The organism is Pantoea sp. Cy-640 (assembly GCF_011752635.1).
In the GTDB taxonomy this organism is placed as follows: domain Bacteria; phylum Pseudomonadota; class Gammaproteobacteria; order Enterobacterales; family Enterobacteriaceae; genus Pantoea; species Pantoea dispersa.
Window position 1 is genome coordinate 57,237 of record NZ_VWXB01000004.1, and the last position, 12,715, is coordinate 69,951.

Consider the following 12,715-nt stretch of genomic DNA (forward strand, 5'->3'; position numbering starts at 1 on the left):
TCATACAGCTTGAATCTGTGACTTGGGTCACATTATATCACTGGATTTGAAAATTTGAACAAAATTTAGACCTGGTATGGCAGGCAAAGAAAGGGCTGGAGGAAGGTGAAGAGGAGGGGAAAGGCGCGCCCGCGTGGGGCGCACTGACTTCAGCGTACCGGGCAGCACTCGCCGGTGGTGCGCTGGGCAAAGCTGTTCATGCCTTCGCTGCAGTCAAAGTTGACCAGACGCGGACGCTGCACCATCGCCTGGCGACGCATGCTGTGACGGTAAGCGGTAGGGGTTTGCGAGAACTGACGGCGGAACACGCGCGAAAAGGTCTGCTGCGAGTCGTAGCCGTACTGCATCGCAATGTCGAATACCGGACGCTGCGTCTGACGCAAGGCTTCGGCGGCCAGCGTGAGACGGCGTTCACGAATATAACCACCCAGCGTTTGTTTCGTAACCGTACGGAACATACGCTGCAGGTGCCATTTCGAGTAACCCGATTTTGCCGCCACTTCATCAATCGACAATGTTTTATCCAGATTCTGATCGATCCAGTTAGTCAGTGAATGGATGATTTCCTGTTGCATCATAGCCTGTTCCTTCTGCAAGGTTATCGCCTGGTTTGAAATTCGCTGTTTTGCTGGGGTGCGAGTATAATTCCTCAAGTTAACTTGAGGTAAAGGCCCTAAATGAAAAAAGAACGCAATTACCCAAAACCGGTGCTGACGCCGGGCGAAGTGGCGAAACGCAGCGGCGTGGCGGTATCGGCGCTGCACTTTTATGAAAGCAAAGGCTTGATCAGCAGCACGCGCAATGGCGGTAATCAGCGCCGCTACAGCCGTGATGTGCTGCGCCGTGTGGCAATCATCAAAATTGCCCAGCGCATCGGGATTCCGCTGGCGACGGTCAGCGACAGCCTGATGCACGTGCCGGCGAATAAGCGCATGTCGACGCAGGAGTGGGACGCGCTGACGCAGCACTGGCGCGAAGAGCTGGATAAACGCATCGAAACCCTGACGCGTCTGCGCAACGATCTTGACGGCTGCATTGGTTGCGGCTGCCTGTCGATGCGCGACTGTCCGCTGCGCAATCCAGGTGACCGTCTGGGACAGCAGGGCTCCGGAGCGGTCCTGCTCGATCCGCAACAGGACGAGCCGCAGCGTTAATCCGCTATACTAGATGCCAACCCTTAGCAGCAAGGAATCGCGCATGATTACCGTTCACCATCTGGAAAACTCCCGTTCTCATCGGGTGCTGTGGCTGCTGGAAGAGCTGGCGGTGCCGTATCAAATCAAACGCTATCAGCGGGAAAATACCCTGCTGGCGCCGGACGAATTAAAGAAAGTGCATCCGCTGGGTAAATCGCCGGTGATTACCGATGGCAATCGGGTGATCGCCGAATCGGGCGCCATCCTCGAATATCTGCAGCTGAAATACGACAGCGAGCATCTGCTGGCGCTGCATGAGGAAGAGGAGCAAATTCAGGCGCGCTACTGGCTGCATTATGCTGAAGGTTCGCTGATGCCGCTGCTGGTAATGAAGCTGGTGTTTGCGCAACTGGGCAAAAAGCCGGTGCCATGGCTGCTGCGCCCGGCCGGCGTGGCGCTGAGTAAAGGCATTCAGAAAGCGTGGCTGAACAAGCAGCTGGCACTCCACGGGCGCGTGATTGAGCAGCATCTGAGCCAGCAGCGCTTTTTTGCCGGTGCACGCTTCAGTATTGCCGATGTGCAGATGAGTTTTCCGCTGCTGGCATTGCAGATGCGCGGCGCGCTGGGTGAGATGCCCGCCACGGCGCGCTGGCTGGAGAATATGCAGCAGCGCGCCGCGTGGCAGCGCGCGCTGGAGCAGGGCGGCCCGATTCAGTTCAATAACGGCTGAGGCGCAGCGGTAACGCAACGAAACAGGACGCCGCGACGCGCTGTCGCGGCACCGCAGCAAACCATCTGAAATGCCAGCCTTTTTCCTCCATGATTTCCTGCTCCCGCTAGCGTAACGCCAGCCATAATTGCGCCAGAGCTGCGCATTATCCTGCCTGCCAGGTGATTAGCAGTTGAAAACGCCACCCCAAACGCCAGATAATCGTTTGCCTTTTTTCCGCGTCACCCCTTTTTGACCTGGAATACGCGGCCACGTAATCGTTTGCCTGCTTTTCTCTCTGAGACATCTTCACCAGGATGATGCGCAAACGCGAGCCGCGCGGTGACCTATATCTTAAAAAACACAGAGGAATAACTATGTCTGGCGAATCACGCCCGGCCAGGGGAAAACTGGACGCCTGGTTCCACATTTCAGCACGCGGCAGCAGCGTGCGGCAGGAAGTGCTGGCTGGCCTCACCACCTTTTTAGCGATGGTCTATTCGGTCATCGTGGTGCCTGGCATGCTCGGTAAAGCGGGCTTCTCACCGACGGCGGTGTTTGTCGCCACCTGTCTGGTGGCCAGCTTTGGCTCCCTCATCATGGGACTGTGGGCCAACCTGCCGATGGCGATTGGTTGTGCCATCTCCCTGACCGCCTTCACCGCGTTCAGCCTGGTACTGGGCCAGCACATTAGCGTGCCGGTGGCGCTGGGCGCGGTCTTCCTGATGGGCCTGCTGTTCACGCTGATTTCCGTGACCGGCATTCGCGCGTGGATTCTGCGTAACCTGCCGATGGGCGTGGCGCACGGTACCGGCGTCGGTATCGGCCTGTTTCTGCTGCTGATTGCCGCCGATGGCATTGGTCTGGTGGTAAAAAACCCGGCGGCAGGCCTGCCGGTGGCGCTTGGTCACTTCACCTCTTTCCCGGTGATTATGGCGCTGATCGGGCTGGCGGCGATTTTTGGTCTGGAAAAACGACGGGTACCGGGCGGCATTCTGCTGACCATCATTGCGATTTCGCTGCTTGGGTTGATTTTCGACCCGGCGGTAAAGTGGCAGGGGCTGTTTGCCATGCCGAGCCTGCGTGATGCCAGCGGCCAGTCGGCAATGTTTAGCCTGGATATCATGGGCGCGCTGCAGCCGGTGGTATTGCCGAGCGTGCTGGCGCTGGTGATGACCGCGGTGTTTGACGCCACCGGCACCATTCGTGCGGTGGCCGGGCAGGCGAACCTGCTGGATAAAGAGGGCCAGATTATCAATGGCGGTCGCGCGCTGACCACCGACTCTATCAGCAGCCTGTTTGCCGGACTGGTGGGTGCCTCGCCCGCCGCAGTGTATATCGAGTCCGCTGCGGGTACTGCCGCCGGCGGTAAAACCGGCCTGACAGCGATTGTCGTGGGTCTGTTGTTCCTGCTGATTCTGTTTATGTCGCCGCTGGCTTATCTGGTTCCAGCCTATGCCACCGCACCCGCGCTGATGTATGTCGGCCTGCTGATGCTGAGCAACGTGGCCAAAATCGACTTCAATGATTTCGTCGATGCGATGTCTGGCCTGCTGACGGCGGTATTCATCGTACTGACCTGCAACATCGTCACCGGCATCATGCTCGGCTTTGCCGCGCTGGTGATTGGCCGCCTGTTTGCCGGCGAGTGGCGCAAGCTCAACGCTGGCACGGTGGTGATTGCTGTGGCGCTGGTGGCGTTCTACGCGGGCGGCTGGGCTATCTGACCGCAATCCGGGCGTCAGTCCGGATTATTCTCTTTATCGCACACGCCGCACATCGGGTAGCCCCGCCGGGCGGCGTTTTGTTTTACACTTTCCGACGCAACATCGCTTCGATTAATATGATTCGCCTAAGGAAAGCATGGAAATCTTCTTTACTATTCTCATCATGACGCTGGTGGTTTCGCTGTCCGGCGTTGCGGCACGTATCCTGCCGTTTCAGATCCCGCTCCCGCTGGTACAGATCGCGGCCGGCGCGCTGCTGGCCTGGCCAACCTTTGGTCTGCACGTCGATTTTGACCCCGAACTGTTCCTCGTGCTGTTTATTCCGCCGCTGCTGTTTGCCGATGGCTGGAAAACACCGATCAACGAGTTTCTGCATCACGGCCGTGAAATTATCGGCCTGGCGCTGGTGCTGGTGCTGATTACCGTGGTCGGTATCGGCTACCTGATTTACTGGCTGGTGCCGGGCATTCCGCTGATTCCGGCGTTCGCGCTGGCGGCGGTGCTGTCTCCGACCGATGCGGTGGCGCTCTCCGGCATCGTCGGCGAAGGGCGCATCCCGAAAAAGATCATGTCGATTGTCCAGGGCGAGGCGCTGATGAATGACGCGTCGGGCCTGGTGTCACTCAAGTTTGCCGTCGCGGTGGCGATGGGCACCATGGTGTTCACCTGGGGCGGCGCCAGCGTCGAATTCCTTAAAGTGGCGATTGGCGGCCTGGTGGCAGGTGTCGCCGTTTGCTGGCTGTATGGCCGTTCGCTGCGCCTGCTCAGCCGCTGGAGCGGTGACGATCCGGCAACGCAAACCGTACTGCTGCTGCTGCTGCCGTTCGCCTCTTATCTGATTGCTGAACACCTCGGCGTCTCCGGCATTCTGGCGGCGGTAGCGGCCGGTATGACCATCACCCGTTCCGGCATCATCCGTCAGGCACCGCTGGCAATGCGCCTGCGCGCCAACAGCGTATGGCAGATGCTGGAGTTTGTGTTCAACGGCATGGTGTTCCTGATGCTGGGCCTGCAGCTGCCGGACATTCTCTCCACCTCGATTGCTCAGGCGAACGCCGATCCTAACGTCGAGCTGTGGATGCTGTTCGCTGACGTCGGGCTGGTCTATGCGGCGCTGATGATCGTGCGCTTCGGCTGGCTGTGGATCATGAAGCGCACCAGCCTGCGCCTGCTGAAGAAGAAGCCGCTGGAGTTTTCCAGCTACTCGCTGCGTGAACTGCTGATCGCCTCTTTTGCCGGCGTGCGCGGTGCTATCACCCTGGCCGGTGTGCTGTCGATTCCGCTGTTCCTCAGCAATGGCGAACCTTTTCCGGCGCGCTACGAACTGGTGTTTATCGCCACCGGCGTGATTCTGTTCTCGCTGTTTGTCGGCGTGATTCTGCTGCCGATTCTGCTGCGCGGCATGGAGAGCCACGACAAAGTGGGGCACCGTCGCGAAATCCAGAGCGCGCGTGCTGCGATGGCCGGCGTGGCGATCGAAAGCCTGCACAAAATGGAGCAGCGGCTGGAAAACGACGCTGAAGAGAACATCGATCCTGAGCTGCTGAAAGAGGTCAGCCTGCGGGTGATTGGTAATCTGCGTCGTCGCGTCGATGGCAAAGATGATATGGAACAGGCGCTGTTTGCGGAAAATCTGGAGCGCCGTTTCCGCCTGACCGCGCTGCGCGCCGAGCGTGCCGAGGTTTATCATCTGCGCGCCACTCAGCAGATCTCCAACGAGACCATGCAGCGCCTGCTGCGCGATCTCGACCTGCTGGAAGCGCTGCTGATAGAGAAAGAGGAATAGCCGCCGCGTTTTGCTGCTCTCCGATCCCGCGGCCGCCTGACAGACAGGGCGGCCGCTTTGTTACAGCGATAGCCGTGGCGCGTTATCCGGCCAGTGTTCACGGCAGCAGGCAATCCACGCCTGCGCGCTGCGCGACAGATAACTGCCTTCGCGCCAGATTAGCCCCAGACGCCACTGCAGCTCCGACTCCAGCGGCAGCCACAGCAAGGCCTGTTTATCCAGCCGCTGGCAGATCGGCTCCGGCAGGATCGCCAGCCCCATATCCGCCTGCACCATCGCGGCAAGAAAATCCCACTGCGCGCTACGCAGCGCGATATCCGGCATCACTCCCTGGCGCTGAAACGCTTTCATCAGCTGGCGGTTAAGCGAAAACTCTTCGTTGAGGATCAGCAGGGGATGCTGAGCCAGCTCGGCCAGCGTCAGGCTGGTGCGGTTGAGCCAGCGCGCGCTGCGCGGCAGCAGCACGCACAGCGGATGGCGCATCAGTTCAAGCGTGTTCAGCGGCAGCTCCGCATCAATCGGCAGGGCGGTCAGCGCAATATCCAGCCCGCCGCTCAGTACCGCCTGCTGCACCGTCAGGCCACCAAATTCGGAGATTTTCAGCTGTACGCCGGGATAGCGGCGGCGGAACGCGGAGATCGATCCGGCAATCTGCATGCCGACCATCGGCGGAATGCCCAGCCGCAGCTCACCGGTTTTCAGCTGGTTGATGTCACTGATTTGCGCCTCCAGCTGATGAAACTCCTGCAAAATCGCCAGGCCGCGCTGATATACCGCCTGGCCGCTGTCGGTGAGATGCAGCTTGCGTCCCTCGCGCAGCAGCAGCGTGCAGCCCAGCTCTTCTTCCAGCTGGCGCAGCATTTTGCTGATGGTGGGTTGCGTGACGAACAGCTTCTCCGCCGCGCGGGTAAAGCTCTGCTGACGCACCACTTCGGTAAAATATCGCAGCGCACGCACGTCCATAAACATTCCTTTTTGGCATAGTTTGAATAATTTTAATTCATTTCTTTCACACTCTGGCGCGGATTTATACTGAAACCCTGAATTTTGAGGGGGGAAGAGAGAAATGGCGTCCGCGCTTCGTCCGCGCACCACGGATATCCTGCAACGCGTCACGGTGCCGCTGCAGCTGGTGCTGTATATCGCCCTGTTCGTTGCCAGTGGTCAGCTGGTGAGCTGGCTGCATCTGCCGTTACCGGCCAACGTCGTGGGTATGGTGTTGCTGTTACTGTTGATCGTCAGCGGTATCGTGCCGCTGCGCTGGGTCAAAGCCGGGGCCAACTGGCTGCTGGCCGAAATGCTGCTGTTTTTTATTCCGGCGGTGGTGGCGGTGGTGAATTACAGCGACCTGCTGCGCAGTGAAGGCTGGCGCATCTGTGTGGTGATCGCCGTCAGTACGCTGATGGTGCTGGCGGCCACCTCACTGGTGGTCGACCGCTTATACCGCTTCGAACTGGCGCGCGCGGCGCGTAAGCAGGGCAATCGTGACTGACTTTATCATTAGCCTGTTGTGTCTGGCGCTGACGCTGCTGGTTTACTACCTCAATAAACGCCTGTACCGGCGCAGGCCCACACTGCTGCTGATGCCGCTGGTGTTAACGCCGCTGGTGCTGGTGGCGCTGCTGCTGCTGACGCACGTCAGCTGGCAGGATTACATCGCCGAAAGCCACTGGCTGCTGTGGCTGCTGGGTCCGGCGACGCTGGCTTTTGCGGTGCCGGTTTACGAAAACCTGCACATTATCCGCCGCCACTGGCTGTCGCTGAGCGTGGGCGTGATCACCGCCACGCTGGTGGCCGTGTGCAGTTCGGTGTGGCTGGCGCGGTTGCTGACGTTACCGGAGAGCATCCAGCGCAGCCTGGCGGTGCGCTCCATCACCACGCCTTTTGCGCTGGCAGCGGCCCAGCCGATTGGCGGCCAGCCCGATTTAGTCGCGCTGTTCGTGGTGATTACCGGCGTGTTTGGCATGGCGGTGGGCGACGTGCTGTTTTTACGGATCGCGATTAAGCAGGGCGTGGCGAAAGGCGCCGGCTTTGGCGCGGCCTCGCACGGTGCCGGCACGGCACGCGCTTATCAGCTCGGCCAGCAGGAGGGCGTGGTCTCCAGCCTGGTGATGATGCTCTCCGGCGTGCTCACGGTGCTGCTGGCCCCGCTGCTGGGACAGCTGTTGTGGCATGCCTGACGGGCAAATCGGCGCCCGCATCGTCCTGCGTGTTATCGGATGCGGTCAGTTTCTGCCCGCTGTAACCCATTTTTACGTAAAGCTTTCCAAATAAAGTTGTGTCACGTCGCCGCGCTGTTTACCCTTTGCGCCGAATTATGTGTCCTTCATGGAGTGGATTGTTATGTTTAAGCAACTTGTTACGGGAAGCCTTTTAGGTCTGGCACTGCTGAGCGGCGGCGCGCAGGCGATTGAGGGCAGTGTTGACGTGGGTGAGCACAGCACCAACCTGAACCTTGGCCTCGGCACCGCTTCACCGGGTCTGTTTCTGAAAGGCAACTGGCTGCGCAGCGATCACGACGGCAGCACCTACGGCCTTGGTATGGGTTATAACCTGGATGTGGGTGATTTCCGCGTGGCACCGACGGCGAAAGCGCTGTTCACCCATCCGGAAGATGGCCGTGATGGCTTCACCGTGGCGCTGGGTGCCGGTGCGCAGTATAACTTCAACAGCATGTGGGGCCTGTACGGCGAATATTACTATGCGCCGGAAGCGTTCTCCGATCGTCTGGACAGCTATAAAGAAGCCTCAGGCGGCCTGAGCTTTACGCCGATTTCGCTGCTGAACCTGCGCGTTGGCTATCAGTACATTGAGCTGAACAACAAAGGCGACCGTAAAGATAACGTGCTGGTCGACGGCCCGTACGTCGGTGCGTCGCTGCGTTTCTGATGACGGGACCAGGTGCGCATGAATGCGCACCCTACGAAACTCCCCGTAGGGTCGCCATTTATGGCGACCTGGTCAATCACCGCACTACGTTCATGGCGACCTGGTCAATCACCGCACTGCTTCAATCTTAATGCGCTTTCCCCTGCGAAATCCCGACGCCCGTCTGTGAACGGATAAACTGTCCGCGGAATTTCGCCCGCTCCAGCGCCCCCTGCTGGGAATGATCGGTAATGGAAAACAGCCAGGTGCCGACAAACGCGACCAGCATCGAGAACAGCGCCGGATACTCATACGGATAGACTGGCGTTGCGTGTCCCAGTACCTGCACCCAAATGGTCGGGCCGAGAATCATCAGCACCACCGCCGTCAGCAGGCCCAGCCAGCCTCCCACCATGGCGCCGCGCGTGGTCAGTTTTGACCAGTACATCGACAGCAAAATAATCGGGAAGTTACAGCTGGCGGCAATCGAGAACGCCAGGCCGACCATGAAGGCAATGTTCTGTTTCTCAAACAGAATCCCCAGCGCAATCGCCACCACGCCCAGCACCAGCACGGTAATTTTCGACACCCGTAACTCTTCACGCTCGGTGGCCTGACCTTTACGGATCACGCTGGCATACAGGTCATGCGACACCGCCGAAGCACCGGCCAGCGTCAGTCCGGCCACTACCGCCAGAATGGTGGCGAAGGCTACCGCCGAGATAAAGCCGAGGAACAGGCTACCGCCGACCGCATTGGAGAGATGCACTGCCGCCATGTTAGTGCCGCCAATCAGCGCGCCGCTGGCGTCTTTGAAGGCCGGATTAGCGCCGACCAGCAGAATCGCGCCGAAGCCGATAATAAAGGTCAGGAAGTAGAAGTAGCCCATAAAGCCGGTGGCCCAGAACACGCTTTTGCGTGCTTCCCGCGCATCGGCGACGGTAAAGAAACGCATCAGAATATGCGGCAGGCCGGCGGTGCCAAACATCAGGCCCAGACCGAGCGACAGCGCGGAGATCGGGTCTTTCACCAGACCGCCTGGCTGCATGATCGCGCTTCCTTTCGGGTGCACCGCCATCGCCTCGGTAAACAGCGTATTAAAGCTGAAACCGGTGGCTTTCATCACCATGATGGCCATGAAGCTGGCACCAAACAGCAGCAGCACCGCTTTGATAATCTGCACCCAGGTGGTGGCCAGCATGCCGCCAAACAGCACGTATAGCACCATCAGAATGCCGACCAGCACCACGGCGATGTGGTAGTCGAGACCGAACAGCAGCTGGATCAGCTTACCGGCCCCCACCATCTGCGCAATCAGATACAGCGCCACCACCACCAGCGAACCGCAGGCGGAAAGGGTGCGGATGGGCTTTTGCTGCAGGCGATAGGACGCCACATCGGCAAAGGTATAGCGGCCCAGGTTGCGCAGGCGTTCGGCAATCAGGAACAGAATCATGGGCCAGCCGACGAGGAAGCCGAGCGAGTAGATCAGCCCGTCGTAGCCGGAGGTGTAGACCAGCGCGGAGATACCGAGAAACGAGGCGGCCGACATAAAGTCACCGGCCATCGCCAGGCCATTCTGGAAACCGGTGATGTTGCCGCCGGCAGTGTAGTAATCGCTGCGCGAGCGGGTGCGTTTGGACGCCCAGTAAGTAATGCCGAGCGTGGCTGCCACGAAGACCACGAACATGATGATCGCTTCGTAGTTGGTGGCCTGTTTTTGCACCGCGCCGGTAATGGCATCGGCGGCAAATACGCTGGCTGGTACGATAGCCAGCGAGGCGGAGAGCAGGCGCTTCATGATTTCACCTCGCTGACAATCTGTTTGGTCAGACGATCAAACTCGCCGTTGGCGCGCCAGACATAAACGCCGGTCAGCAGAAACGACACCACAATCAGGCCGACGCCGATGGGGATGCCGCGCGTCACATTGGTGCCGGCGTGCAAGGGCGTGCCGAGCCAGCCGGGCGCGAAGGCAATCAGCAGAATAAAGCCGACGTACAGTATCAGCATGATGAGGCTGAGCAGCAGCGCAAACGACTGACGTTTGTGCACCAGCTCCTGAAAACGCGGATTGCTTTCGATTTGTTGCCAGACGGCTTCCTGTTGGTTCAGGGCTTCGTTCATCACATTTTCTCCAGAGGCAAGGCAGACAGGAAACTCACGGCAACGTGATTTAACTGGCTGAATATTCTAGTTATAAAGGTTGTGCGATGGTGAAAAGCATACGGCGTAAGGATGGAAGAGCGGAGAGCTGCCTGCCGGGGACAGGCTGATACTCTCCGCCGGGTCAATGCCGGTTATGGCATGGTGATCGACTGTTTCTCCTCGAGCAATTTCTCCACCACGCCCGGATCGGCTAGCGTTGAAGTATCGCCAAAGTTGCTGGTATCGCCGGCGGCGATCTTGCGCAGAATACGGCGCATGATTTTGCCGGAGCGGGTTTTTGGCAGCGAATCGGTCCAGTGCAACACGTCTGGCGTGGCAATCGGGCCGATCTCTTTACGCACCCAGTTGCGCACTTCGCTGTACAGCTCTGGCGACGGCTCTTCGCCGTGATTCAGCGTGATATAAGCATAGATCGCCTGGCCTTTAATGCTGTGCGGAATCCCCACCACCGCGGCTTCGGCAATTTTCGGATGCGAGACCAGCGCGGACTCGATCTCCGCCGTGCCAAGCCGGTGGCCGGAGACGTTCAGCACGTCATCGACGCGGCCGGTGATCCAGTAATAGCCATCTTCGTCACGGCGCGCGCCGTCGCCGCTGAAGTAGCGATTTTTAAACGTCGAGAAGTAGGTTTGCTCGAAGCGATCGTGATCGCCAAACAGCGTGCGTGCCTGGCCGGGCCATGAGTCGACAATCACCAGGTTACCCTCGGTGGCACCGTCCAGCGTATTACCTTCGTTATCCACCAGCGCCGGCTGGACGCCAAAGAACGGTTTAGTGGCCGAACCGGCCTTCAGCTCGGTGGCACCGGGCAGCGGCGTAATCATGAAGCCGCCGGTTTCGGTCTGCCACCAGGTATCGACGATCGGGCAACGGCTGTCGCCAATCTTTTTGTAATACCACTCCCAGGCTTCCGGGTTGATGGGCTCGCCGACCGATCCCATGATGCGCAGGCTGCTGCGCTGGGTGCCGGCAATCGCTTTATCACCCTCGGCCATCAGCGCGCGGATAGCGGTTGGCGCGGTGTACAGCAGCGTGACCTTATGTTTATCCACCACTTCCGCCATGCGGCTGGGCTGTGGCCAGTTGGGTACGCCTTCGAACATCAGCGTGGTGGCCCCGCAGGCCAGCGGACCGTAGATCAGATAGCTGTGCCCGGTAATCCAGCCCACGTCGGCGGTGCACCAGTACACATCATCGTCATGATAATCAAAAACATATTTGAAGGTGGTGGCGGCATACACCAGATAACCACCGGTGGTGTGCAGCACGCCTTTCGGCTTGCCGGTGGAGCCAGAGGTATAAAGGATAAACAGCGGATGTTCGGCCTCGACCGCTACCGGCTGATGCTGATCGCTGGCTTTCGCCATCAGTTCATGCCACCACAGATCGCGGCCTTCGTGCCAGCCGGTCTCTTTGCCGGAGCGCTGGAACACCACCACGTTTTTCACGCTGGTGACGTTTGGATTGTTCAGCGCATCATCCACGTTTTTCTTCAGCGGAATGCTGCGTCCGGCACGCACGCCTTCGTCAGCGGTAATAACCAGTTTTGCACTGGAATCCACTACGCGTCCGGCCACCGCTTCAGGTGAGAAGCCGCCAAAAATGACCGAGTGCACGGCGCCGATGCGCGCGCAGGCCAGCATGGCGACCGCGGCTTCCGGTACCATCGGCATGTAGATCGCCACCACATCGCCTTTCTTCACGCCAAGGCCGGTCAGCACGTTGGCGAAGCGGCAGACGTCGGCGTGCAGTTCACGGTAAGTCAGGGTTTTGCTCTCGCTGGCGTCATCGCCTTCCCAGATAATCGCCGGGTGATCGCCGCGCGTAGCCAGGTGGCGATCGAGACAGTTGGCGGCAAGGTTCAGCGCGCCATCTTCATACCAGCGAATCGAAATATTGCCGGGGGCAAACGAGGTATTTTTCACTTTGCTGTAGGGCGTCATCCAGTCGAGGATTTTGCCCTGTCCGCCCCAAAAGGCCTCAGGATCGTCAACCGACTGTTGATACAGCGCCGCATACTGATCGGCATTAATCAGGGCATTCGCTGCAATGGCAGCGGGTACGGGATGCTTGTGTATTTGGCTCATGGCTGACCTCCTTGAAGATGTTAATCATATGTCAATCAAAGGTTAATTGAAGAGTGAGGCCGGGCTTTGTTTCTGTTTTGCAGTCTGGATCACGACCTTGTGTAAGGCTGAAAAGTCACCCAATTCAATCTGTTTACCGGCGCAGGAAATGAGGCAAAACCACTGGCTGGATCAATAAAATTATGAACCAGCCGGTTAAATAAGCAGCAAACAGACCGGCACGTTTTTTCATC

Annotated in this window: 12 protein-coding genes; 7 read left to right on the top strand and 5 right to left on the bottom strand. The window is 59.1% G+C overall.

Annotation, left to right across the window (positions count from 1 at the left end; genetic code table 11):
- Positions 1-149: 149 nt before the first annotated feature.
- On the bottom strand, positions 150-578 hold the full coding sequence (soxS, locus tag F3J36_RS11810) for a superoxide response transcriptional regulator SoxS (protein ID WP_058757551.1): 429 nt from the start codon (positions 576-578) through the stop codon (positions 150-152).
- A 99-nt stretch (positions 579-677) separates the two neighbouring features.
- On the opposite strand from soxS, the gene soxR reads away from it, so the two are divergent.
- The 4 genes from soxR to F3J36_RS11830 all read left to right on the top strand — a co-directional run bounded on the left by soxR (position 678) and on the right by F3J36_RS11830 (position 5,358).
- Entirely contained in the window at positions 678-1,154 is a 477-nt protein-coding gene (gene soxR / locus F3J36_RS11815; protein WP_021507832.1) for a redox-sensitive transcriptional activator SoxR, read from the top strand.
- A gap of 43 nt (positions 1,155-1,197) precedes the next feature.
- Complete coding sequence (locus F3J36_RS11820) at positions 1,198-1,866, top strand: glutathione S-transferase family protein (RefSeq protein WP_166719762.1); 669 nt, start codon at positions 1,198-1,200, stop codon at positions 1,864-1,866.
- 356 nt (positions 1,867-2,222) lie between these two features.
- On the top strand, positions 2,223-3,572 hold the full coding sequence (locus F3J36_RS11825) for an NCS2 family permease (RefSeq protein ID WP_058757550.1): 1,350 nt from the start codon (positions 2,223-2,225) through the stop codon (positions 3,570-3,572).
- A 136-nt stretch (positions 3,573-3,708) separates the two neighbouring features.
- Positions 3,709-5,358, top strand: coding sequence for a Na+/H+ antiporter (locus tag F3J36_RS11830; protein WP_021507828.1), 1,650 nt, complete (start codon positions 3,709-3,711; stop codon positions 5,356-5,358).
- Between the two features lie 60 nt (positions 5,359-5,418).
- Here the strand turns inward: F3J36_RS11830 and F3J36_RS11835 are convergent, their stop codons facing one another.
- Complete coding sequence (locus tag F3J36_RS11835; RefSeq protein ID WP_021507827.1) at positions 5,419-6,321, bottom strand: LysR family transcriptional regulator; 903 nt, start codon at positions 6,319-6,321, stop codon at positions 5,419-5,421.
- A 103-nt stretch (positions 6,322-6,424) separates the two neighbouring features.
- On the opposite strand from F3J36_RS11835, the gene F3J36_RS11840 reads away from it, so the two are divergent.
- From F3J36_RS11840 to F3J36_RS11850, 3 genes are all read left to right on the top strand, one after another.
- A complete protein-coding gene (locus F3J36_RS11840; protein WP_166719763.1) occupies positions 6,425-6,850 on the top strand; it encodes a CidA/LrgA family protein in 426 nt (141 codons plus the stop codon).
- Positions 6,843-7,538, top strand: a complete 696-nt coding sequence (locus F3J36_RS11845) for an LrgB family protein (RefSeq protein ID WP_021507825.1) — start codon at positions 6,843-6,845, stop codon at positions 7,536-7,538. The genes F3J36_RS11840 and F3J36_RS11845 overlap by 8 nt, the downstream gene beginning before the upstream one ends.
- Positions 7,539-7,701: 163 nt before the next feature.
- Positions 7,702-8,247, top strand: a complete 546-nt coding sequence (locus F3J36_RS11850; protein ID WP_166719764.1) for a YfaZ family outer membrane protein — start codon at positions 7,702-7,704, stop codon at positions 8,245-8,247.
- A 127-nt stretch (positions 8,248-8,374) separates the two neighbouring features.
- On the opposite strand, the gene F3J36_RS11855 is transcribed toward F3J36_RS11850, so the two are convergent.
- The 3 genes from F3J36_RS11855 to acs form a co-directional block, all read right to left on the bottom strand.
- Positions 8,375-10,027 (bottom strand): cation acetate symporter, encoded by a 1,653-nt coding sequence (locus F3J36_RS11855; RefSeq protein ID WP_021507822.1) that lies wholly within the window; start codon positions 10,025-10,027, stop codon positions 8,375-8,377.
- Positions 10,024-10,353 (bottom strand): DUF485 domain-containing protein, encoded by a 330-nt coding sequence (locus F3J36_RS11860; protein WP_058757546.1) that lies wholly within the window; start codon positions 10,351-10,353, stop codon positions 10,024-10,026. The genes F3J36_RS11855 and F3J36_RS11860 overlap by 4 nt, the downstream gene beginning before the upstream one ends.
- A gap of 173 nt (positions 10,354-10,526) precedes the next feature.
- Positions 10,527-12,482: an acetate--CoA ligase gene (gene acs / locus F3J36_RS11865; RefSeq protein WP_166719765.1), complete on the bottom strand. Its 1,956-nt coding sequence runs from the start codon at positions 12,480-12,482 to the stop codon at positions 10,527-10,529.
- Positions 12,483-12,715: the final 233 nt, after the last annotated feature.

Bases quoted from the DNA above. Each gene is read 5' to 3' on its own strand.
- F3J36_RS11850 (WP_166719764.1), top strand. From the start codon at position 7,702: ATGTTTAAGCAACTTGTTACGGGAAGCCTTTTAGGTCTGGCACTGCTG.
- F3J36_RS11820 (WP_166719762.1), top strand. From the start codon at position 1,198: ATGATTACCGTTCACCATCTGGAAAACTCCCGTTCTCATCGGGTGCTG.
- F3J36_RS11830 (WP_021507828.1), top strand. From the start codon at position 3,709: ATGGAAATCTTCTTTACTATTCTCATCATGACGCTGGTGGTTTCGCTG.
- soxS (WP_058757551.1), bottom strand. From the start codon at position 578: ATGATGCAACAGGAAATCATCCATTCACTGACTAACTGGATCGATCAG.
- soxR (WP_021507832.1), top strand. From the start codon at position 678: ATGAAAAAAGAACGCAATTACCCAAAACCGGTGCTGACGCCGGGCGAA.
- F3J36_RS11835 (WP_021507827.1), bottom strand. From the start codon at position 6,321: ATGGACGTGCGTGCGCTGCGATATTTTACCGAAGTGGTGCGTCAGCAG.
- F3J36_RS11855 (WP_021507822.1), bottom strand. From the start codon at position 10,027: ATGAAGCGCCTGCTCTCCGCCTCGCTGGCTATCGTACCAGCCAGCGTA.
- F3J36_RS11840 (WP_166719763.1), top strand. From the start codon at position 6,425: ATGGCGTCCGCGCTTCGTCCGCGCACCACGGATATCCTGCAACGCGTC.
- F3J36_RS11825 (WP_058757550.1), top strand. From the start codon at position 2,223: ATGTCTGGCGAATCACGCCCGGCCAGGGGAAAACTGGACGCCTGGTTC.
- acs (WP_166719765.1), bottom strand. From the start codon at position 12,482: ATGAGCCAAATACACAAGCATCCCGTACCCGCTGCCATTGCAGCGAAT.
- F3J36_RS11860 (WP_058757546.1), bottom strand. From the start codon at position 10,353: ATGAACGAAGCCCTGAACCAACAGGAAGCCGTCTGGCAACAAATCGAA.